This window comes from Staphylococcus sp. EG-SA-15 (assembly GCF_017151895.1).
GTDB lineage: Bacteria > Bacillota > Bacilli > Staphylococcales > Staphylococcaceae > Staphylococcus > Staphylococcus aureus.
The window spans coordinates 18325-38366 of sequence record NZ_JACVZN010000007.1 but is presented as its reverse complement, the minus strand read 5'-3'; the positions used below and the strand labels follow the sequence as shown (position 1 = coordinate 38366).

At 32.1% G+C, this 20042-nt stretch carries 23 protein-coding genes and 1 pseudogene; 18 read left to right on the top strand and 6 right to left on the bottom strand.

Features of this window, described 5'->3' with window-relative positions:
- Positions 1–38: 38 nt before the first annotated feature.
- From IDG64_RS05435 to dinB, 5 genes and pseudogenes are all read left to right on the top strand, one after another.
- A pseudogene (locus IDG64_RS05435) lies at positions 39–185 on the top strand (hypothetical protein).
- Between the two features lie 639 nt (positions 186–824).
- Entirely contained in the window at positions 825–1772 is a 948-nt protein-coding gene (locus tag IDG64_RS05430) for a diacylglycerol kinase (protein WP_001231451.1), read from the top strand.
- A gap of 80 nt (positions 1773–1852) precedes the next feature.
- Positions 1853–3214 (top strand): 23S rRNA (uracil(1939)-C(5))-methyltransferase RlmD, encoded by a 1362-nt coding sequence (gene rlmD / locus IDG64_RS05425; RefSeq protein WP_001147864.1) that lies wholly within the window; start codon positions 1853–1855, stop codon positions 3212–3214.
- 169 nt (positions 3215–3383) lie between these two features.
- The gene (locus IDG64_RS05420; protein WP_000548781.1) at positions 3384–3914 is read left to right on the top strand and encodes a DUF3267 domain-containing protein; all 531 of its coding nucleotides are present in this window, start codon (positions 3384–3386) and stop codon (positions 3912–3914) included.
- A 246-nt stretch (positions 3915–4160) separates the two neighbouring features.
- Complete coding sequence (dinB, locus tag IDG64_RS05415) at positions 4161–5231, top strand: DNA polymerase IV (RefSeq protein ID WP_000140182.1); 1071 nt, start codon at positions 4161–4163, stop codon at positions 5229–5231.
- Between the two features lie 66 nt (positions 5232–5297).
- Here the strand turns inward: dinB and IDG64_RS05410 are convergent, their stop codons facing one another.
- Positions 5298–5852, bottom strand: a complete 555-nt coding sequence (locus tag IDG64_RS05410) for a 3'-5' exonuclease (RefSeq protein ID WP_000613736.1) — start codon at positions 5850–5852, stop codon at positions 5298–5300.
- Between the two features lie 214 nt (positions 5853–6066).
- On the opposite strand from IDG64_RS05410, the gene IDG64_RS05405 reads away from it, so the two are divergent.
- Positions 6067–6159, top strand: coding sequence for a hypothetical protein (locus IDG64_RS05405; RefSeq protein WP_001790679.1), 93 nt, complete (start codon positions 6067–6069; stop codon positions 6157–6159).
- An 81-nt stretch (positions 6160–6240) separates the two neighbouring features.
- Here IDG64_RS05405 and ftnA read toward each other — a convergent pair whose 3' ends face one another.
- Complete coding sequence (gene ftnA / locus IDG64_RS05400; protein ID WP_000949467.1) at positions 6241–6741, bottom strand: H-type ferritin FtnA; 501 nt, start codon at positions 6739–6741, stop codon at positions 6241–6243.
- Positions 6742–7032: 291 nt separating this feature from the next.
- Here ftnA and murT point away from each other — a divergent pair, with 291 nt between their 5' ends.
- From murT to IDG64_RS05380, 4 genes are all read left to right on the top strand, one after another.
- Entirely contained in the window at positions 7033–8346 is a 1314-nt protein-coding gene (gene murT / locus IDG64_RS05395; RefSeq protein WP_001250335.1) for a lipid II isoglutaminyl synthase subunit MurT, read from the top strand.
- A gap of 1 nt (position 8347) precedes the next feature.
- Positions 8348–9079, top strand: coding sequence for a lipid II isoglutaminyl synthase subunit GatD (gene gatD / locus IDG64_RS05390; RefSeq protein ID WP_000544969.1), 732 nt, complete (start codon positions 8348–8350; stop codon positions 9077–9079).
- Positions 9080–9164: 85 nt separating this feature from the next.
- On the top strand, positions 9165–9275 hold the full coding sequence (locus IDG64_RS05385; protein ID WP_001790257.1) for a hypothetical protein: 111 nt from the start codon (positions 9165–9167) through the stop codon (positions 9273–9275).
- Positions 9276–9303: 28 nt separating this feature from the next.
- A complete protein-coding gene (locus IDG64_RS05380; protein ID WP_001837236.1) occupies positions 9304–9717 on the top strand; it encodes a hypothetical protein in 414 nt (137 codons plus the stop codon).
- A 489-nt stretch (positions 9718–10206) separates the two neighbouring features.
- Here the strand turns inward: IDG64_RS05380 and IDG64_RS05375 are convergent, their stop codons facing one another.
- Positions 10207–11193 carry an FUSC family protein gene (locus tag IDG64_RS05375; RefSeq protein WP_000999718.1) on the bottom strand — a complete coding sequence of 329 codons (987 nt, stop codon included), beginning with the start codon at positions 11191–11193 and terminating at the stop codon, positions 10207–10209.
- 471 nt (positions 11194–11664) lie between these two features.
- On the opposite strand from IDG64_RS05375, the gene map reads away from it, so the two are divergent.
- The 5 genes from map to vraR all read left to right on the top strand — a co-directional run bounded on the left by map (position 11665) and on the right by vraR (position 15401).
- Positions 11665–12423, top strand: coding sequence for a type I methionyl aminopeptidase (gene map, locus IDG64_RS05370; RefSeq protein ID WP_000636142.1), 759 nt, complete (start codon positions 11665–11667; stop codon positions 12421–12423).
- Positions 12424–12639: 216 nt separating this feature from the next.
- Positions 12640–13026 (top strand): hypothetical protein, encoded by a 387-nt coding sequence (locus IDG64_RS05365; RefSeq protein WP_001110179.1) that lies wholly within the window; start codon positions 12640–12642, stop codon positions 13024–13026.
- Between the two features lie 14 nt (positions 13027–13040).
- Positions 13041–13742 (top strand): cell wall-active antibiotics response protein VraT, encoded by a 702-nt coding sequence (gene vraT / locus IDG64_RS05360; protein ID WP_000149064.1) that lies wholly within the window; start codon positions 13041–13043, stop codon positions 13740–13742.
- A complete protein-coding gene (gene vraS / locus IDG64_RS05355) occupies positions 13739–14782 on the top strand; it encodes a sensor histidine kinase VraS (RefSeq protein ID WP_001017131.1) in 1044 nt (347 codons plus the stop codon). The genes vraT and vraS overlap by 4 nt, the downstream gene beginning before the upstream one ends.
- Positions 14772–15401, top strand: coding sequence for a response regulator transcription factor VraR (vraR, locus tag IDG64_RS05350; RefSeq protein WP_000153535.1), 630 nt, complete (start codon positions 14772–14774; stop codon positions 15399–15401). The genes vraS and vraR overlap by 11 nt, the downstream gene beginning before the upstream one ends.
- Before the next feature lie 111 nt (positions 15402–15512).
- On the opposite strand, the gene IDG64_RS05345 is transcribed toward vraR, so the two are convergent.
- From IDG64_RS05345 to IDG64_RS05335, 3 genes are all read right to left on the bottom strand, one after another.
- On the bottom strand, positions 15513–16730 hold the full coding sequence (locus tag IDG64_RS05345) for a YihY/virulence factor BrkB family protein (RefSeq protein WP_000037079.1): 1218 nt from the start codon (positions 16728–16730) through the stop codon (positions 15513–15515).
- A gap of 277 nt (positions 16731–17007) precedes the next feature.
- Positions 17008–17283: a YtxH domain-containing protein gene (locus IDG64_RS05340; protein ID WP_000428172.1), complete on the bottom strand. Its 276-nt coding sequence runs from the start codon at positions 17281–17283 to the stop codon at positions 17008–17010.
- A 6-nt stretch (positions 17284–17289) separates the two neighbouring features.
- Positions 17290–17754: a low molecular weight protein-tyrosine-phosphatase gene (locus tag IDG64_RS05335; RefSeq protein ID WP_000228666.1), complete on the bottom strand. Its 465-nt coding sequence runs from the start codon at positions 17752–17754 to the stop codon at positions 17290–17292.
- Between the two features lie 146 nt (positions 17755–17900).
- Here IDG64_RS05335 and IDG64_RS05330 point away from each other — a divergent pair, with 146 nt between their 5' ends.
- The 3 genes from IDG64_RS05330 to IDG64_RS05320 all read left to right on the top strand — a co-directional run bounded on the left by IDG64_RS05330 (position 17901) and on the right by IDG64_RS05320 (position 19979).
- Positions 17901–18101, top strand: a complete 201-nt coding sequence (locus IDG64_RS05330) for a DUF1128 family protein (RefSeq protein WP_000180463.1) — start codon at positions 17901–17903, stop codon at positions 18099–18101.
- A 2-nt stretch (positions 18102–18103) separates the two neighbouring features.
- Complete coding sequence (locus tag IDG64_RS05325) at positions 18104–19360, top strand: aminopeptidase (protein WP_001793428.1); 1257 nt, start codon at positions 18104–18106, stop codon at positions 19358–19360.
- Between the two features lie 88 nt (positions 19361–19448).
- On the top strand, positions 19449–19979 hold the full coding sequence (locus IDG64_RS05320; RefSeq protein WP_000184383.1) for an acyl-CoA thioesterase: 531 nt from the start codon (positions 19449–19451) through the stop codon (positions 19977–19979).
- Positions 19980–20042 lie beyond the last annotated feature (63 nt).

The following is a 20042-nucleotide window of genomic DNA, read 5'->3' as shown; positions in this document are numbered from 1 at the left end:
TTAAATCATCAAACTATGAAGATTTAAAAAATAAACCCTTGATTGCTGACTTAGATGCAATCGAGGGTTTATTTATATCTATAGAAGTCATATTACTTTTAACTTAATTCATTGTACATGTTAATGGTAAAAATATTAATTTTATTAATGCGTTAGCTTTAATTATATTAAGGCAAACTGTATAATAAAAAGGTATAAAACATTTTTGTATAAAGACAACATTATATTTACAACATCATTTTAAAGGTAAAATAGCATAACTGACGAAGTCTATATAATGAAGAACGGCAAAAAATGCTGAATAAATAACAAGCTTTGTACATATTGAGATAGTATTTGTTTAAGATACAAGTTGGTCTTTAACGATATTAAGAATGATGAAATAAGACTGAGCCTGGGTCATAAATTCAATGTCCTAGGCACTACAATGTTATATTGGCAGTAGTTGACTGAAAGAAAATACGCTTGTAACAAGCTTTTTTCAATTCTAGTGGGCCCCAACATAGAAGCTGACTTTCTGTCAGCATACAATAATGTGCAAGTTGGGGGGGTCCCAAACAAAGAGAATTTCGAAAGGAAATTCTACAGACAATGCAAGTTGGGCTGGGGCCCCAAACAAAGAAGCTGACTTTCTGTCAGCTTACAATAATGTGCAAGTTGGGGTGGGGCCCCAAACAAAGAGAATTTCGAAAGGAAATTCTACAGACAATGTAAGTTGGGGTAGAACGAAATAAATTTTGTTAAATATTATTTCTGTCCCACTCCCTATTAGACGAAACAAAGATGAAGTTAAAATATATGAATTTTAAGTAGAGGGATAAGATATGAGGAAACGTGCTAGAATCATTTATAACCCGACATCAGGTAAAGAGCTATTTAAAAGAGAATTACCTGATGCCTTAATAAAATTAGAAAAAGCGGGATATGAAACGAGTGCATATGCAACCGAGAAAATAGGTGATGCCACACTTGAAGCAGAAAGAGCTATGCATGAAAATTATGATGTATTAATCGCTGCAGGTGGTGATGGAACATTAAATGAAGTAGTTAATGGTATCGCAGAAAAGCCTAATCGTCCTAAGCTAGGTGTCATTCCTATGGGTACTGTTAATGACTTTGGACGTGCATTGCATATACCTAATGACATCATGGGGGCACTTGATGTCATCATTGAAGGTCATTCTACTAAAGTAGATATTGGTAAAATGAATAATCGATACTTTATTAATTTAGCTGCAGGCGGACAATTGACGCAAGTCTCTTATGAAACACCGAGTAAATTGAAATCTATTGTTGGTCCATTTGCTTATTACATCAAAGGTTTCGAAATGTTACCTCAAATGAAAGCTGTAGATTTAAGAATTGAATATGATGGTAATGTTTTCCAAGGAGAAGCATTATTATTCTTTTTAGGTTTAACAAATTCAATGGCAGGATTTGAAAAATTAGTGCCGGACGCTAAGTTAGATGACGGCTATTTTACGTTAATTATAGTTGAAAAATCAAACCTTGCAGAACTTGGTCATATTATGACTTTAGCTTCAAGAGGAGAACATACTAAGCATCCTAAAGTTATTTATGAAAAAGCAAAGGCAATTAATATTTCATCATTCACAGACTTACAACTAAATGTAGATGGAGAATATGGTGGTAAATTACCAGCGAATTTCTTAAATCTAGAACGTCATATAGATGTCTTTGCACCTAATGATATTGTAAATGAAGAGTTAATAAATAATGATCATGTTGATGACAATTTAATCGAAGAATAAACAGAAATAGTGAAATATATAATGGCAGGTTAGGAAGCGCATAATTTTGTTCCTAACCTGTTCATTTTGGAGGTAAAATTTTGCAAGCAATAGCTAAAAATGACATAAAAACGGGAACAGTTGTTGATTTAACGCATGAAGGCCATGGTGTCGTAAAAATAGATCGCTTTCCTATTTTCATACCACAAGCTTTAATTAATGAACAAATTGAATATAAAATTATCAAAGTAAAAAAGAACTTTGCGATAGGTAAGTTGCTTAATATAAATACGAGAAGTGAGAATCGTGTTGCACCGCCATGTATATATTATGAACGTTGTGGTGGGTGCCAACTTCAACACTTATCATACGAAGCACAACTTGAAATGAAAAAGGAACAAGTGATTAATTTGTTTCAGCGAAAAGCGCATTTTGATAATTCTAAGATTAACGATACAGTTGGCATGACAGATCCTTGGAGATATCGAAACAAGTCCCAGATTCCAGTTGGTAAGAATGAACAGAATGAAGTTATTATGGGCTTTTATCGTCAAAGAAGCCATGACATTATTGACATGGAAAGTTGTTTAATACAAGATTCACAACATCAAGAAGTGATGAATGAAGTTAAATCTATTTTAAAAGATTTAAATGTAAGTATTTATCAAGAACAATTGAAAAAAGGTTTAATGAGACATTTGGTTGTAAGAACAGGATATCATACAGACGAAATGATGATTATTTTTGTAACTAATGGTAAAAAGTGGCCACAAAAAAATGCTGTTGTTGAGAAGATATTAGATGCATTTCCTAATGTGACAAGTATTAAACAAAACATTAATGATAGCCACTCTAATGTTATTATGGGACGTCAATCTATAACGCTATATGGTAAAGATACAATTATTGATCAATTAACAGATAGTACATTTAAAATAAGTGATCAGTCATTCTACCAAATTAATTCTGAACAAACAGAGAAATTATATAATAAAGCAATTGAGTATGCGCAATTGACAGGTAATGAAGTTGTATTAGATACCTATTGTGGTATTGGAACAATAGGGCTATATATGGCACCACATGCAAAACATGTATACGGTGTTGAAGTAGTACCTTCTGCAATTGAAGACGCACAACAAAATGCGACTATAAACCAATGCAATAATACAACTTTTGTCTGTGGGAAAGCTGAAGAAGTTATTTTACAATGGAAAGCACAAGGGATTAAACCAGATGTTGTAATGGTTGATCCGCCAAGAAAGGGCTGTGACGAAACGTTTATTCAGACTTTGCTTACATTAGAACCTAAGCGTATTGTCTATATTTCATGTAATCCCGCAACACAGCAACGTGATGCATTATTATTAGCTGAAAAATATCAACTTGAAGAGGTAACACCGGTAGATATGTTTCCACAAACAACACATGTTGAGACAGTGGCATTATTCAATTTGAAATAGCGCACATGATTTGAGATAAAATTTCGCCTTAATAAGTGAAGAAAGAAGTCGTATATTAAAATTTTATTACAGCCAATTTACTTTCTTGATATGAACTTTTTAAATTAAATGTGACATTGTATACTATATTTAAAGAAGAATAAGAATGTCATGATCGGGAGGGTTGGTAATGCATAAAATTGATTTAACGACAAATAATTTTCAAATGCGAAGGTTTATTATCTTGCAACTTGTTATTGCGTTATTCGTGATTTTATTTACGTATAAGTGGGCGTTAGGTGTCACAGCGGTTGTCGATCAAAATATCATCATCAATCTTGTATATGGGTTTGCTGGATTCATTATTTTATTGATTTTACATGAACTTATCCATAGAGCATTATTTCTTTTATTTAAAAAAGATAGCAAACCTATGTTTAATATAAAAAAAGACAGAATCTTATTCCAAACAGCAGATGCTTGCTTCAACAAATGGCAATTCTCAATTATTATGCTGTCACCACTAATCCTATTAAGTACTGGCTTGCTTATTTTAATTAAGGTATTTGGTTATTCATCACTTATTTTTATGTTTAGTATGCATACTGCTTATTGCTTTATAGATATTCTGCTTGTTGCATTAACAATATCTAGTAGTTTTAAATATGTTCAACAAGATGAAGATAGTATTTATTTGTATCATCAAAAGCCGACTCAATAATAAATTTTAATATGATGATACCAACAAAATGAATTTGCTTGAATTATTTCAGATTACCTATGTTTTCTTACTCAATCGTCTTCATCATCATGCTTAAATAGCAATTGATTTTATAACAACTTGTAGTTATCTCAATATAGTTATCGCTAAGTGCAAGATTTATGTAAAAAAATCGTACACAGCGTATAATTATGTTGAGATATTTTTGTGCGTTATAAAAGTAAAAATTAGTAGGGAGGTGAGCACTTGACTGAGAGACGAATTATTCATATAGATATGGACTATTTTTTGGCACAAGTCGAAATGAGAGATAACCCCAAATTGAAAGGGAAACCAGTCATTGTTGGTGGTAAAGCAAGCAGTAGGGGTGTTGTCTCTACGGCATCCTATGAAGCACGAAAATACGGCGTCCATTCAGCAATGCCTATGTCACAAGCGCATAAATTATGTCCAAATGGATACTTTGTCACAAGTAATTTTGGTGCTTACCGAGAAACATCTGCGCAGATTATGTCTATTTTCCGAAGTTATACAGATAAGGTAGAACCGATGTCATTGGATGAAGCGTATTTAGATATTACAGAATTAGTGAGACCAGACCTTCCTGCTTCGAAAATTGCTCAGTATATTAGAAAAGATATTCTAGAGCAGACACATTTAACAGCATCTGCAGGTGTTTCTTATAACAAATTTTTAGCTAAATTAGCGAGTGGTATGAATAAACCTGATGGTATGACTGTGATTGATTATCAAAATGTCCATGATATTTTGATGACATTGGATATTGGAGATTTTCCAGGCGTAGGTAAAGCTTCCAAAAAAGTAATGCATGATAATGGTATTTTTAACGGTAGAGATTTATATGAGAAAACGGAATTTGAATTAATACGTTTGTTTGGAAAAAGAGGTCGGGGTTTATATAACAAGGCACGCGGTATTGACCATAGTGAAGTGAAATCATCAAGAGTAAGAAAATCAGTAGGGACTGAACGCACATTTGCAACAGACGTGAATGATGATGAAGAGATTTTAAGAAAAGTATGGGAATTGTCAGGTAAAACAGCTGAACGTCTAAATAAATTACAGAAGTCAGCTAAAACTGTAACGGTTAAAATTAAAACTTATCAATTTGAAACGCTATCTAAACAGATGAGTTTAAGAGATTCGGTTAGTTCTGAAGAAGATATTTATAATATTGCATATTTACTTTATAACGATTTAAAAGACCCTGATGTACCAATTCGACTTATTGGTGTCACTGTAGGTAATTTAGAACAATCAACTTATAAAAATATGACGATATATGACTTTATATAAAATAAAGCTCCCTGCAAAGTTTACATTTTTACAATGCTTACTTTGAAGGGAGTATTTTATTTAGTCCTAGCCTTTATCTTTTAGATTTTTACCATAAATATTAGTTACATATGTTATATTTTCATAATTTTTCAGTAGCCTAAAAGTAATCATTGCGCATGCTTTGGCATCATTCAATGCATCATGATGACCATGAAAATCTAATTGATAAAACTCCATCATATGTTTTAAACCGTATCGATACGAATCAACGGTTCTTTTAGCAAGTTGATAACTACAAAAGTAAGTTAAATTTGGAGTTGGTAAACCAATATTTTGAATGCTTTGATGTAAGACGTTCATATCAAATGCCGCGTTATGTGCGACAACAGGTAAATCTGCAATAAATTGCATCATATATGGAAATACGTAGTCAAACGTAGGTGCATTTTCAACATCTTCTGGTTGTATGCCATGAACTTTAATATTTTGTTGTGAAAAATAGTCTTGCGGATTCACAAGAGTATGAAATGTTTCTGTTATTTGACTATCAATGACTTTAACCATTCCGACAGAACAAATACTTGTACGTTTACCATTTGCTGTTTCAAAATCAAGTGCAACAAACGCATCTTGTATCATGTAGTCAATCCTTTCAATTAATTAAATGTATATATTAATAGACTTTTAGTCATTTGCTTACAAACGATACATAATATTATACGTGAAGGTATAACGTGAAATCTATCATTTGGATGTAACTCTGATTAAAAAGTAAATGATGATATGCTTTAAAATCGTCAAATTAATTCAACATCAAATTTAGAGTTATTAACATTAGTAGTTTAAAAAATAAATGACTAAAAATACAATAATTAGCCTTGAAAATGAAAAAACGCAGATCAATGATTCAGAAAATGAATCTAGTGATCTCCGTAAAGCAAAATAATATAGACATTGGGTTATTGTAAGTGACCCAAATGCCTATCATGTCGTATGATATTTATCTGTCTATTGTAGTGATGTTTAATTATTCTTCGTCGAATGTACGAGCGCCAAGTTCTTTTTCGTAAAGATATAATGCATTGCTGTCATCGCCGATACGAGTTAAATAATTGATGTGAGTTTCAAACATTGATTCTTCTTCGACTTGTTCATCTAAGAACCAGTTTAAGAATGAGATAGTTGCATAATCTTTATCTTGACGAGCGATTTCAGATAAGTTATAGAAACGTCTTGTTACTTCTTGTTCTTGAGATAAGCTGTCTTTGAAAGTTTCTAGTATGCTTGAAAAGTCAATTTTTGGTGCTGAAACTGCTCTGAATTCTGCATGTGCACCTCTGTCGTTAATATAGTTATAAATCTTTTGTCCATGGAAACGTTCTTCTTTAGCTTGTTGAATGAAGAAGTTTGCAAATCCTTCGTACGATTCTTTATCACAGTATGCTGCCATTGCCATATATGCGTGTGCTGCAAAGTACTCATGGTTCATTTGATCATTTAATGCTTCTAATAAATTTTTACTTAACATTTTGATACACCTCTTATTTGTAAATTAAAATTACTATGAATTAAACTTAGTATAACAAACTCATTCTCAATTGTAAATAATAATAATTATAATTTAATGCCTTATTTTAGCGCTCTAATTGAGAAAATGTATCATTTAGCGATATTTAATTGATAATAAATATCATTTTTAATTATCTAAATGAGAATGATTATAATTTAGAAACACTGTATCAATTTGTGATTGAGAAACTTTTTTGAAGTTGCCTTGTCATGTTATAATGATGCGAGTGGAAATTTGAGGAGGAAACACATGAGACAGTGGACGGCAATCCATCTAGCGAAATTGGCGCGTAAAGCAAGTAGAGCAGTAGGTAAAAGAGGAACAGATTTACCTGGACAAATCGCTAGAAAAGTGGATACAGATATATTAAGAAAATTAGCAGAGCAAGTTGATGATATTGTATTTATCAGTGGAACAAATGGTAAAACAACGACTTCAAACTTAATTGGACATACTTTAAAAGCAAATAATATTCAAATTATACACAATAATGAAGGTGCTAATATGGCTGCAGGTATAACTTCTGCATTCATCATGCAATCAACACCTAAGACTAAAATTGCGGTAATCGAAATTGATGAAGGTTCGATTCCACGTGTGTTAAAAGAAGTTACACCTTCAATGATGGTATTTACTAATTTCTTTAGAGATCAAATGGATCGCTTCGGTGAAATTGATATTATGGTTAATAACATTGCAGAGACAATTAGTAATAAAGGCATCAAATTATTGCTAAATGCTGATGATCCATTTGTGAGTCGTTTGAAAATCGCAAGTGATACGATTGTGTACTATGGTATGAAAGCACATGCCCATGAATTTGAACAAAGTACGATGAATGAAAGTAGATATTGTCCAAACTGTGGTCGCTTATTGCAATACGATTATATTCATTATAATCAAATTGGTCATTATCACTGTCAGTGTGGTTTCAAACGAGAGCAAGCAAAATATGAAATATCAAGTTTTGATGTGGCACCGTTTTTATATTTAAATATCAATGATGAAAAATATGATATGAAAATTGCAGGTGACTTTAACGCTTATAACGCGTTAGCAGCATATACTGTTTTAAGAGAGCTAGGGTTAAATGAACAAACAATTAAAAATGGCTTTGAAACGTATACATCAGACAATGGTCGTATGCAGTACTTTAAAAAAGAACGAAAAGAAGCGATGATCAATTTAGCTAAAAATCCTGCAGGAATGAATGCAAGTTTATCAGTTGGTGAACAATTAGAAGGCGAAAAAGTGTATGTTATTTCGCTAAATGATAACGCTGCAGATGGTCGAGATACTTCATGGATTTATGATGCAGATTTTGAAAAATTATCTAAGCAACAAATTGAAGCTATCATCGTGACAGGTACACGAGCAGAAGAACTTCAATTGCGATTGAAGTTAGCAGAGGTTGAAGTACCAATTATAGTTGAGCATGATATTTATAAAGCAACGGCAAAGACTATGGATTATAAAGGTTTCACAGTTGCAATACCAAACTATACATCATTAGCGCCTATGCTTGAACAATTAAACCGTTCGTTTGAAGGAGGTCAATCATAATATGCATGAATTGACTATTTATCATTTTATGTCAGATAAATTGAATTTATACAGTGATATAGGAAATATTATTGCTTTAAGACAACGTGCTAAAAAACGAAATATTAAAGTTAATGTCGTAGAAATCAATGAAACAGAAGGTATTACCTTTGATGAATGTGATATTTTCTTTATCGGTGGTGGAAGTGATAGAGAACAAGCATTAGCAACAAAAGAATTAAGTAAAATTAAGACACCACTTAAAGAAGCGATTGAAGATGGTATGCCGGGATTAACGATTTGTGGAGGCTATCAATTTTTAGGGAAAAAATATATCACGCCTGATGGTACAGAATTAGAAGGGTTAGGTATTTTAGATTTTTATACTGAATCAAAGACAAACCGATTAACAGGAGATATTGTTATCGAAAGTGATACTTTTGGAACTATTGTAGGTTTTGAAAATCACGGTGGTAGAACATATCATGATTTCGGTACACTTGGTCATGTTACTTTTGGTTATGGTAATAATGATGAAGATAAAAAAGAAGGCATTCATTATAAAAATTTATTAGGTACTTATTTACACGGACCAATTTTACCTAAAAATTACGAAATCACTGATTATCTGTTAGAAAAAGCTTGTGAACGTAAGGGTATTCCGTTTGAGCCTAAAGAAATAGATAATGAAGCGGAAATACAAGCGAAACAAGTATTAATAGACAGAGCAAATAGACAGAAGAAATCTCGTTAACTCTGAACATCGCATCAATGGATTTAATATTGATAAACGATGAAGTTTAGTAATTAATCATATATGTATAAACACACACATTATTTTGGATGGAAACAACCAAATTGATGTGTGTTTTTTTGTTCTAGTGAATAATTATTATACAATGAGTATCTATCCTAGAATTATCAATAGTAATGGTGATTATGCAACATGAAAAAATGAATGATGAAAGGAATTTGACGATGAAGCCTACTAAATTGATATTAAAAGATGCATCTTATTTACATAGCAAAACATCGATAACATTTATTTTAAAAGATGTAGTTATCGAAGAAGATAATAAAATTTATTATTTCGACACTAGTGCAACTTTCGAAGATCAAGAAGTTAAATTTGAATTTGCACTTTTTGATAGTGACATGGACAATTTGAAACATATGGATTACGACAATCCTGTTACTGAAATATATTTTATAGAACCTGATTTACATTTTACAATTATTGATTTTAATCAAGAACTGCTTTGTATTTATATTGATTTTGATTCTGGTTTAAGGCATTCAAACATGGCAACAGAATCTGGTATTTCATTAAGGATAAATGTTGCTAAATCAGATTTTACTAAATTTATTAATGAATTAGCCTCTTTACATTAATGATTTAAATCTGATACATAATTACAAACAAAAAAGACAGCCACATCCCTCCGTAGTTTAGGGGTGTGGCTATATTTGAGTCTGAATATTTATGCTTGTAATTTTAAAAAGGGACATGCTATATACGATAAAAAGAGGCGGGGACATAAATCAATGTTCTATGCTCTACGAAGTTATATTGGCAGTAGTTGACTGAACGAAAATGCGCTTGTAACAAGCTTTTTTCAATTCTAGTCAGGGGCCCCAACAAAGAGAAATTGGATTCCCAATTTCAACAGACAATGCAAGTTGGGGTGTGGGCCCCAACAAAGAGAAATTGGATTCCCAATTTCAACAGACAATGCAAGTTGGGGTGTGGGCCCCAACACAGAGAATTTCGAAAAGAAATTCTACAGGCAATGCGAGTTGGGGTGGGACGACGAAATAAATTTTACGAAAATATCATTTCTGTCCCACTCCCATGGTGCCAATTAGTATAAGGTACTTAAATTAAGCATATCTGCTGTCTAGCAGTCGATAAATCATTAGAACTTCGTATAGTATATGACTTTTAATTTGATTTTCACCACTAATTTCAAGTGCTTTTATTGTCGAACGTAAAGTTTCTACAGAATCATCTTCTCTCTTAAAAGAACCATCATAAAATATATCTTTGATGCTACTACTAATTTTTAGCAATGCCATTTTTTCGTCACCTGAAAAGTTAACACGAGTATTTTTAGGTAAGTAAATGATATTTGATAAATGAGTGATAAACAAACGATTCGTATATGCACGTTTAGTTAATTGATTGAGTAATTTCCAATCACATTCTTTTTTCTTATGATAGCTTAATTCATCACGTTGATAACTTATTAACGTTTCAACTTGATTATTTAAATTGAAAATATTTTTATATGATTTTTCGCTTTTATCAGATTGCAGTCTTGATAAGATAAGTTCTTGGCAGCGATTGTAAAATAATTTATACATCAAGGCATCTGTCTTACTTAATTTTTCTTCGACCTGACCATAATACTTAGGTGGAAACACCATGAAGTTAATTAAACCTGATGTCACGAGTCCAATAATTGCTGTCAATGTTCGAGACAAAAAGTTGAATATGTAGGCATCATGAATACCTGGAATCATAGCTAATGATGTTAGTACAGCGACATTCGTACCAACTTGCAATTTGAGTTTTGTACAGAATAAAATCGTGAACGTTGCACTCAATGCATATGTAAAAGGTGATTGATCGCCGAATAAATATGTAAATAATACTGCAAAGCCTGCACCAATTACCGTAGCAGGTAATCTACGATAACCTTTAATAAGTGATGCCTTGGCAGTTGGTTCAATTGTGACTACAGCTGTTAAAATGGCATAGATGGGTGTTAAATCTAGTGCCATACAAAAGACAGCTGTTAAAAAAATGGCAATACCAGTTTTAATTGTTCTGGCACCAATTAAATGTTTATACCATTGATCGTTCATTTTTTAACCTCTAATCATCGTAAAATCTTAGCGAGCGCTTTATAATAATAGTATCGTACATTGGAAAAGTTCATGTATGTAAAATATTTGAAATAATCATACTTAAGCATTACTTTGATTTTCATATACATTAATCAAAGTTCTGGGCTCCACAATGTTATATTGTTAGTAGTTGACTGAAATAAAATGCACTTGTAACAAGCATTTTTCAATTATAGTCCGGGGCCCCAACACAGAAGCTGACGAAAAGTCAGCTTACGATAATGTGCAGGTTGGCGGGGCCCCAACATAGAGAAATTGGATCTACAATTTCTACAGGCAATGCAAGTTGGGGTACAACGATAAAGAAATATTTTTTCTTTATCACACTATGTCTCACTCACTTTCCAAAATACTAAAGTAACATCTTTAGTATATCAAAGAATTTTTGCTATAATAAGTTATAATTATATAAAAAAGGAACGGGATAAAATGATTGTAAAAACAGAAGAAGAATTACAAGCGTTAAAAGAAATTGGATACATATGCGCTAAAGTGCGCAATACAATGCAAGCTGCAACCAAACCAGGTATCACTACGAAAGAGCTTGATAATATTGCGAAAGAGTTATTTGAAGAATACGGTGCTATTTCTGCGCCAATTCATGATGAAAATTTTCCTGGTCAAACGTGTATTAGTGTCAATGAAGAGGTGGCACATGGGATTCCAAGTAAGCGTGTCATTCGTGAAGGAGATTTAGTAAATATTGATGTATCGGCTTTGAAGAATGGCTATTATGCAGATACAGGCATTTCATTTGTCGTTGGAGAATCAGATGATCCAATGAAACAAAAAGTATGTGACGTAGCAACGATGGCATTTGAGAATGCAATTGCAAAAGTAAAACCGGGTACTAAGTTAAGTAACATTGGTAAAGCGGTGCATAATACAGCTAGACAAAATGATTTGAAAGTCATTAAAAACTTAACAGGTCATGGTGTTGGTTTATCATTACATGAAGCACCAGCACATGTACTTAATTACTTTGATCCAAAAGACAAAACATTATTAACTGAAGGTATGGTATTAGCTATTGAACCGTTTATCTCATCAAATGCATCATTTGTTACAGAAGGTAAAAATGAATGGGCTTTTGAAACGAGCGATAAAAGTTTTGTTGCTCAAATTGAGCATACGGTTATCGTGACTAAGGATGGTCCGATTTTAACGACAAAAATTGAAGAAGAATAGTTCAACATATACTAAGACTAAAGTATGAACATCATTTAGTTCCGGAGCCTATTCATATTGGTTTCGGAACTGTTTTATAATAATTAAGAACACAATCAATGCGTCATTTCAAAAATATGTTGTAATAAAGTAGTTTTTAAGCAAACATATCATCGACATCAACGAAGATACATAGCGCATTTGGTATTTTAAAACTTATTATAAAAGGTGATAGTTATGAACTATGTTGAACGTTATATTGAACAGTTTTTGAGAGCAACAGTAAGAAATAATATCAAGCACTACCTTTTAATGCTAGATGAAAAAATGAAAAATTTAGATGATTATATGCGTTATTTAATTACTAAAAAAGAACAACTTAGCAAGTTAATTGACAGTCTAATGCTAACATTAGAAAATAAATATATTGATATTGCTGAAGCATTTCAAATTCAATGTGCAAGAGAAATCAATAATCAAGAAATTGAAAATATTAAATCAGAGTTGAATAAAGTTGAAGCATATTATGCACAAATTGAAACTCAAATTCAACAAACTTCAACTGAAAAAATAGCAACAGAAAAAACATCGTATCTAATAAATTATATGAACGCTGTGGCATAGAAAGGCGGCGAAACATGACACACAAATATATATCAACGCAAATGTTGATCATTTTTACTGCATTAATGATTATTGCCAATTTTTACTACATATTTTTTGAAAAAATTGGCTTTTTACTCGTTCTATTATTGGGATGTGTATTAGTTTATGTAGGATATCTTTATTTTCATAAAATACGTGGCCTTTTGGCGTTTTGGATAGGCGCGCTATTAATTGCATTCACATTATTGTCTAATAAGTATACAATCATCATCTTGTTCGTCTTTTTATTACTACTTATTGTGCGTTATTTAATACACAAATTTAAACCAAAAAAAGTAGTTGCGACGGATGAGGTTATGACTTCACCATCTTTTATTAAACAAAAGTGGTTTGGTGAGCAACGTACACCAGTTTATGTATATAAATGGGAAGATGTCCAAATTCAACATGGAATTGGCGACCTACATATTGACTTAACAAAAGCTGCAAATATTAAGGAAAATAATACCATTGTTGTTAGACACATTTTAGGTAAAGTGCAGGTTATATTGCCGGTTAATTACAATATTAATTTACATGTAGCTGCTTTTTATGGAAGTACTTACGTGAATGAAAAATCATATAAAGTTGAAAATAACAATATTCATATTGAAGAAATGATGAAACCGGATAACTATACAGTTAATATCTACGTATCAACGTTTATCGGAGACGTAGAGGTGATTTATCGATGAACCACTACATTAGAACAATTGGTTCAATGCTCATCTTAGTATATAGCATGCTAGCTGCATTTCTATTCATCGATAAAGTTTTTGTAAATATCATCTATTTTCAAGGTATGTTTTATACACAAATATTCGGAATACCAGTCTTTTTATTTTTAAATCTCATCATCATATTATTGTGTATTATTGTTGGTTCGGTACTCGCATACAAAATCAATCAGCAAAATGATTGGATTAAGACGCAAATTGAGCGTTCAATGGAAGGCGAAACAGTTGGCATTAATGATCAAAATATAGAAATATATAGTGAAACGTTAGATTTATACCATACACTCGTACCTTTAAATCAAGAATTGCATAAGTTGCGACTTAAAACTCAAAATTTAACCAATGAAAATTATAATATTAATGATGTGAAAGTTAAAAAGATTATTGAAGATGAACGTCAAAGACTAGCTCGAGAACTTCACGATTCTGTTAGTCAGCAACTTTTTGCGGCAAGTATGATGCTTTCTGCTATCAAAGAAACGAAGTTAGAACCACCATTAGACCAACAAATTCCGATTTTAGAGAAAATGGTTCAAGATTCGCAGTTAGAAATGCGTGCTTTGCTGTTACATTTAAGACCGCTTGGTTTAAAAGACAAATCTTTAGGTGAGGGTATTAAAGATTTAGTTATTGATTTACAAAAAAAAGTGCCGATGAAAGTTGTGCATGAAATACAAGATTTTAAAGTGCCTAAAGGTATTGAAGATCATTTGTTCAGAATTACACAGGAAGCAATTTCGAATACATTGCGTCATTCAAACGGTACAAAAGTGACAGTAGAATTGTTTAATAAAGACGATTATTTATTGTTGAGAATTCAAGACAATGGTAAAGGTTTTAATGTTGATGAAAAATTAGAACAAAGTTATGGACTTAAAAATATGCGTGAAAGAGCTTTGGAAATTGGTGCAACGTTCCATATTGTATCATTGCCAGATTCAGGTACACGTATCGAGGTGAAAGCACCTTTAAATAAGGAGGATTCGTATGACGATTAAAGTATTGTTTGTGGATGATCATGAAATGGTACGTATAGGAATTTCAAGTTATCTATCAACGCAAAGTGATATTGAAGTAGTTGGTGAAGGCGCTTCTGGTAAGGAAGCAATTGCCAAAGCCCATGAGTTGAAGCCAGATTTAATTTTAATGGATTTACTTATGGAAGACATGGATGGTGTAGAAGCGACGACTCAGATTAAAAAAGATTTACCGCAAATTAAAGTATTAATGTTAACTAGTTTTATTGAAGATAAAGAGGTATATCGTGCATTAGATGCAGGTGTCGATAGTTACATTTTAAAAACAACAAGTGCAAAAGATATCGCCGATGCAGTTCGTAAAACTTCTAGAGGAGAATCTGTTTTTGAACCGGAAGTTTTAGTGAAAATGCGTAACCGTATGAAAAAGCGCGCAGAGTTATATGAAATGCTTACAGAACGAGAAATGGAAATATTATTATTGATTGCGAAAGGTTACTCAAATCAAGAAATTGCTAGTGCATCGCATATTACTATTAAAACGGTTAAGACACATGTGAGTAACATTTTAAGTAAGTTAGAAGTGCAAGATAGAACACAAGCTGTCATCTATGCATTCCAACATAATTTAATTCAATAGTTCGTATTGAATTAAGAAAAGTTACTTACGCCAATCACAATATAACATCAAATAGACACCAAAAACAGAGGTCTTCGCAATCATTAGCGAAAACCTCTGTTTTGTTGGTGTTTAGTCTTTTTTAAGCTTATCAACGATTTTGTCTTTTATATTTTTATCATCTTCTGGATAGGTATCACTAGGATGTTCATCAACATGGTACGTACGTTGATGTGTTGCATTACTATCTTCATCATATTCGTATCTAGTGTTCTCATTATAATGATTTTTATTATTGTCATCATGTTCTAATGCTGCTTCTTCAGGTGTTTTACCTTTAATTACACTACGCTGATGAATGATTGCATTGATTTCAGCACCGACAATTATAATAAAACTTGTGATATATAACCATAGTAACAAAATGATGATACCCGCGATACTGCCATATGTTTTAGAATAGTTACCAAAATTTGAAATATACCAACCAAAACCAAATGAACCAGCTAACCAAATAATTGAAGTAAATACTGCACCTGGTAATACTGACTTAAGCTTCGTTTTAACGTTAGGTGCAACCGAATATAACACGATAAATACGATAAATATAATAATGATTGGTAACACAATTCTAATAAGGTTAAAAATCCATTTCACTTGTTCGTCAAATCCAAGTGGACCGAATAGGAAATGACTAATTACAGAACCAAGCGTTGGTAATGCTAGAGCAACTACAAACACAACGCCCATAACTACAGTGAAGACAACACTTAGTAGTTTTAATACGATTCCATTACGGCTATCTTCTACATCGTAAGCAACATTGAAAGAATTCATAATTGCAGTCATTCCATTTGAAGCTGACCAAATTGCTAAAATCAAACCGATAGATAATAAGCCACCACTGGAGTTTTGAGTTATATCACCAATTACACTCTTAATTAGAGTAGATGTTTCAGCGGGTGCATTGCTTAACATATTAGTAATTTGACTCTGCTTAATATTGAAAAATGGTAATAATGTTAATAGGAAAAGCAACATAGGGAACATAGCAAGTACGAAATGGTAAGTCATTTGTGCTGCTAGTCCTGAGGCATCATCTTTTCCTATGCGATAGATGAGATATGATAAGAAATTAGAGTCTTTCTTATATTTTGCAGGTTTATTTAATCTTGATAAGAAGAAAACCTGATCATCTTTTTTAGGTTTCTTAGATTGGAATTGTTGAGGTTCAATATATGTACGATCAACATCAATTTTGGGATTACTTTTATTTTTCTTTTTTGACTCCTCTTGTGCTTCCTTAACAGAATTAAGATATTTTGAAGAAGAGTGATCCTTTTTCGACATGTGCACTCCTTAACCTTTCTCTATGTAATGTTTTATAAAGTAACTATTAGTATTTATCCAATTATAAAAAAACTAAACAATGATATGCTTTAAAAATGATAATATTATAGAAATTAATTGATTTAAATCTTTCATAGGCTATTTTGATTTAAAATTAAAACAAAGGCAATACTGAAACAATGCAGTTTGGCCAATCATTGTATTATCATTTAATAATGATAACTATGAAAGGCGTACACCAAATTGTTAAGTATTGCCTTATAAAAACAAAATCATCTTAGCGTTGATTTTTTCTATTAACAAATGTTTCTTTCGCATCTTTTAATGAACGTTCTAATTCAGGATTATTACGACGAATTTCTTCAACAACATCTTTCCAGTATAAAACTTCGTCTTTAATCTTGCTGACTTTAGAAGGCTTACGAGTGCGGTTACCATTTTTTGCATCTTTAACTGATTGAACTAAAGCTTGACGTGTAGATTTATCAGCTAAACTAATTGCACCACCAATTACGGCACCAATTAAAATACCAGGAACAAATTTATTTTCCATAAAAAACTACCCCTCTTTCAAATTTGCATCTTTTACGATGTAGTCTATTAAATTATCACAAGATGATAATACCATGTCGTATACACCTTCAAAATTATTCGTGTAGTATGGATCTGGTACATCACTCTCTTCCATATTACTAAATTCTAACAGTTTGAACAATTGTCCCTTAAGATTAGGATTGATAGATTTAATATTATCAACGTTACTTTGATCCATAGCCACAATGTAATCAAAATCATCTGTCGCTTCGAATAATTCACTAATCATGCCATCAAATGGAATATTGTGTTTGTTGAGAATTTTTTGTGTACCTTCATGAGGCGGCTCTCCTAAATTCCAGCTACCAGTACCTCTTGAATGTACTTTAATATCATGAATATTTCTGTCTTTAAGTCTTTGTCGCATGATTGCTTCTGCCATTGGAGAACGACATATATTGCCAAGACAGACAAATGCTACATCTACCATTTTGATTCCTCCAAACTATGTAGTTATATCCCCATTTTATAGCGACTTTAAACAATAAGAAAGCAGATTATATAAAATTCTATTAAAGTTTATTAAATTGTGATACTTTGATAACATAACTATTATTAGAGGTGAACATTGTGGCTATGACAAATGAAGAGAAAGTATTATCTATTAGAGAGAAGTTAAATATTGTTAATCAAGGATTATTAGATCCTGAAAAATATAAAAATGCAAATGAAGAAGAATTAACAGATATATATGATTTTGTTCAATCAAGAGAAAGATTGTCGCCAAGTGAAGTGACAGCTATTGCTGACGCTTTAGGACAATTGCGACACGACTAGGAGTGGGAATTTTGACTAATTACAAAGAAAAGTTACAACAATACGCTGAACTATTAGTTAAGGTTGGTATGAATGTTCAACCAAAACAGCCAGTATTTATTAGATCATCAGTAGAAACATTAGAATTAACGCATTTAATTGTAGAAGAAGCATATCATTGTGGCGCTTCAGATGTACGTGTTGTATATAGCGATCCAACCTTAAAACGCTTAAAATTTGAAAATGAATCTGTGGAACATTTTGCTAATCATGAGATAAAATCATATGATGTTGAAGCGAGAATGGATTACGTTAAACGTGGCGCTGCTAATTTAGCACTTATTAGTGAAGATCCTGATTTAATGGATGGTATCGATAGCCAAAAATTACAAGCATTTCAACAACAAAACGCACGCGCATTTAAAGGATATATGGAAAGTGTACAAAAAAATCAATTTCCATGGGTCGTAGCTGCTTTTCCATCTAAAGCTTGGGCGAAGAGAGTGTATCCTGAACTATCTGTGGAAGAAGCATATATTAAGTTTATTGACGAGGTATTCGATATTGTGCGAATTGATGGTAACGATCCAGTTGAAAATTGGCGTCAACACATCGCTAATTTAAGTGTTTACGCTCAAAAGTTACAACAAAAAAATTACCATGCGTTGCATTATGTATCTGAAGGTACTGATTTAACAGTAGGTTTAGCGAAAAATCATATCTGGGAAGATGCTACAAGTTATGTTAACGGCAAGGAACAAGCTTTTATTGCTAATATACCAACTGAAGAAGTATTTACAGCACCAGATCGAAATAGAGTAGATGGATATGTTACTAATAAATTGCCTTTAAGTTATAATGGCACAATTATCGATCAATTTAAATTGATGTTTAAAGATGGAGAGATTATTGATTTTTCAGCTGAAAAAGGTGAAGCGGTATTGAAAGATTTAATCAATACTGATGAAGGTTCAAGAAGATTAGGTGAAGTAGCATTAGTACCTGATGATTCACCGATATCAAATCGTAATACCATTTTTTACAATACTTTATTTGATGAAAATGCAGCATGTCATTTAGCGATTGGATCTGCTTACGCCTTTAATATTCAAGGTGGAACGGAAATGACTGTTGAGGAAAAGATTGCAAGCGGATTAAATGATTCAAACGTACATGTCGATTTCATGATTGGTAGTAGTGATTTGACTATTTATGGCATATTCGAAGATGGTTCAAAAGAACTAGTATTTGAAAATGGAAATTGGGCATCAACATTTTAATAAATGTATTTTGAGGTGCTGAGTAGGAAATGAAACATGTATTTAAAGGTCAAATACGTGATTAAAGTATAGATTGGGAGATAAAATAATGACAAATCAGGACAGACCAATGAAATCTATGTCAGAATCAAAATGTTATAAAAATAGACAAGTTTTCCCTCAAGATACGAATCACCATCATACAATGTTTGGTGGTACATTGATGGCTAATATTGATGAAATTGCAGCAATCACAGCTATGAAACATGCTGGTGCGCAAGTAGTTACCGCATCTACAGACTCAGTAGATTTCTTAAAGCCGATTAAAACAGGGGACATATTACAATACGTAGCGATGGTTTCATACGCTGGGACTAGTTCAATGGAAGTGGTCGTTCAAATTAGAATTGACGATGTATTTAATAACAAGCATGATTTAGCTGCATTAAGTTACCTAACATTTGTTGCGTTAGATGATGAAGGCAAACCTAAACATGTACCTGGTGTATATCCAGAAGATGATGTTGAAAAATGGTTTTATGATACAGCACCACAACGTGTTGAACGAAGAAAAGCACGTCGCATTGAAAGTAAACAAACAATTGAATATTTAGCTCAAGTGCAACATATTAGAGACTAAAAATATAAAGACAGATTGTTAAGGATGAATTGAACTGTTATGTTCGAATATTCCACCTACAAT

Bases quoted from the DNA above. Each gene is read 5' to 3' on its own strand.
- IDG64_RS05340 (WP_000428172.1), bottom strand. From the start codon at position 17,283: ATGGAAAATAAATTTGTTCCTGGTATTTTAATTGGTGCCGTAATTGGT.
- vraR (WP_000153535.1), top strand. From the start codon at position 14,772: ATGACGATTAAAGTATTGTTTGTGGATGATCATGAAATGGTACGTATA.
- map (WP_000636142.1), top strand. From the start codon at position 11,665: ATGATTGTAAAAACAGAAGAAGAATTACAAGCGTTAAAAGAAATTGGA.
- vraT (WP_000149064.1), top strand. From the start codon at position 13,041: ATGACACACAAATATATATCAACGCAAATGTTGATCATTTTTACTGCA.
- IDG64_RS05365 (WP_001110179.1), top strand. From the start codon at position 12,640: ATGAACTATGTTGAACGTTATATTGAACAGTTTTTGAGAGCAACAGTA.
- IDG64_RS05405 (WP_001790679.1), top strand. From the start codon at position 6,067: ATGACTAAAAATACAATAATTAGCCTTGAAAATGAAAAAACGCAGATC.
- IDG64_RS05375 (WP_000999718.1), bottom strand. From the start codon at position 11,193: ATGAACGATCAATGGTATAAACATTTAATTGGTGCCAGAACAATTAAA.
- IDG64_RS05345 (WP_000037079.1), bottom strand. From the start codon at position 16,730: ATGTCGAAAAAGGATCACTCTTCTTCAAAATATCTTAATTCTGTTAAG.
- murT (WP_001250335.1), top strand. From the start codon at position 7,033: ATGAGACAGTGGACGGCAATCCATCTAGCGAAATTGGCGCGTAAAGCA.
- IDG64_RS05420 (WP_000548781.1), top strand. From the start codon at position 3,384: ATGCATAAAATTGATTTAACGACAAATAATTTTCAAATGCGAAGGTTT.
- IDG64_RS05330 (WP_000180463.1), top strand. From the start codon at position 17,901: ATGACAAATGAAGAGAAAGTATTATCTATTAGAGAGAAGTTAAATATT.
- IDG64_RS05410 (WP_000613736.1), bottom strand. From the start codon at position 5,852: ATGATACAAGATGCGTTTGTTGCACTTGATTTTGAAACAGCAAATGGT.
- vraS (WP_001017131.1), top strand. From the start codon at position 13,739: ATGAACCACTACATTAGAACAATTGGTTCAATGCTCATCTTAGTATAT.
- IDG64_RS05320 (WP_000184383.1), top strand. From the start codon at position 19,449: ATGACAAATCAGGACAGACCAATGAAATCTATGTCAGAATCAAAATGT.
- IDG64_RS05335 (WP_000228666.1), bottom strand. From the start codon at position 17,754: ATGGTAGATGTAGCATTTGTCTGTCTTGGCAATATATGTCGTTCTCCA.
- ftnA (WP_000949467.1), bottom strand. From the start codon at position 6,741: ATGTTAAGTAAAAATTTATTAGAAGCATTAAATGATCAAATGAACCAT.
- IDG64_RS05380 (WP_001837236.1), top strand. From the start codon at position 9,304: ATGAAGCCTACTAAATTGATATTAAAAGATGCATCTTATTTACATAGC.
- IDG64_RS05430 (WP_001231451.1), top strand. From the start codon at position 825: ATGAGGAAACGTGCTAGAATCATTTATAACCCGACATCAGGTAAAGAG.
- gatD (WP_000544969.1), top strand. From the start codon at position 8,348: ATGCATGAATTGACTATTTATCATTTTATGTCAGATAAATTGAATTTA.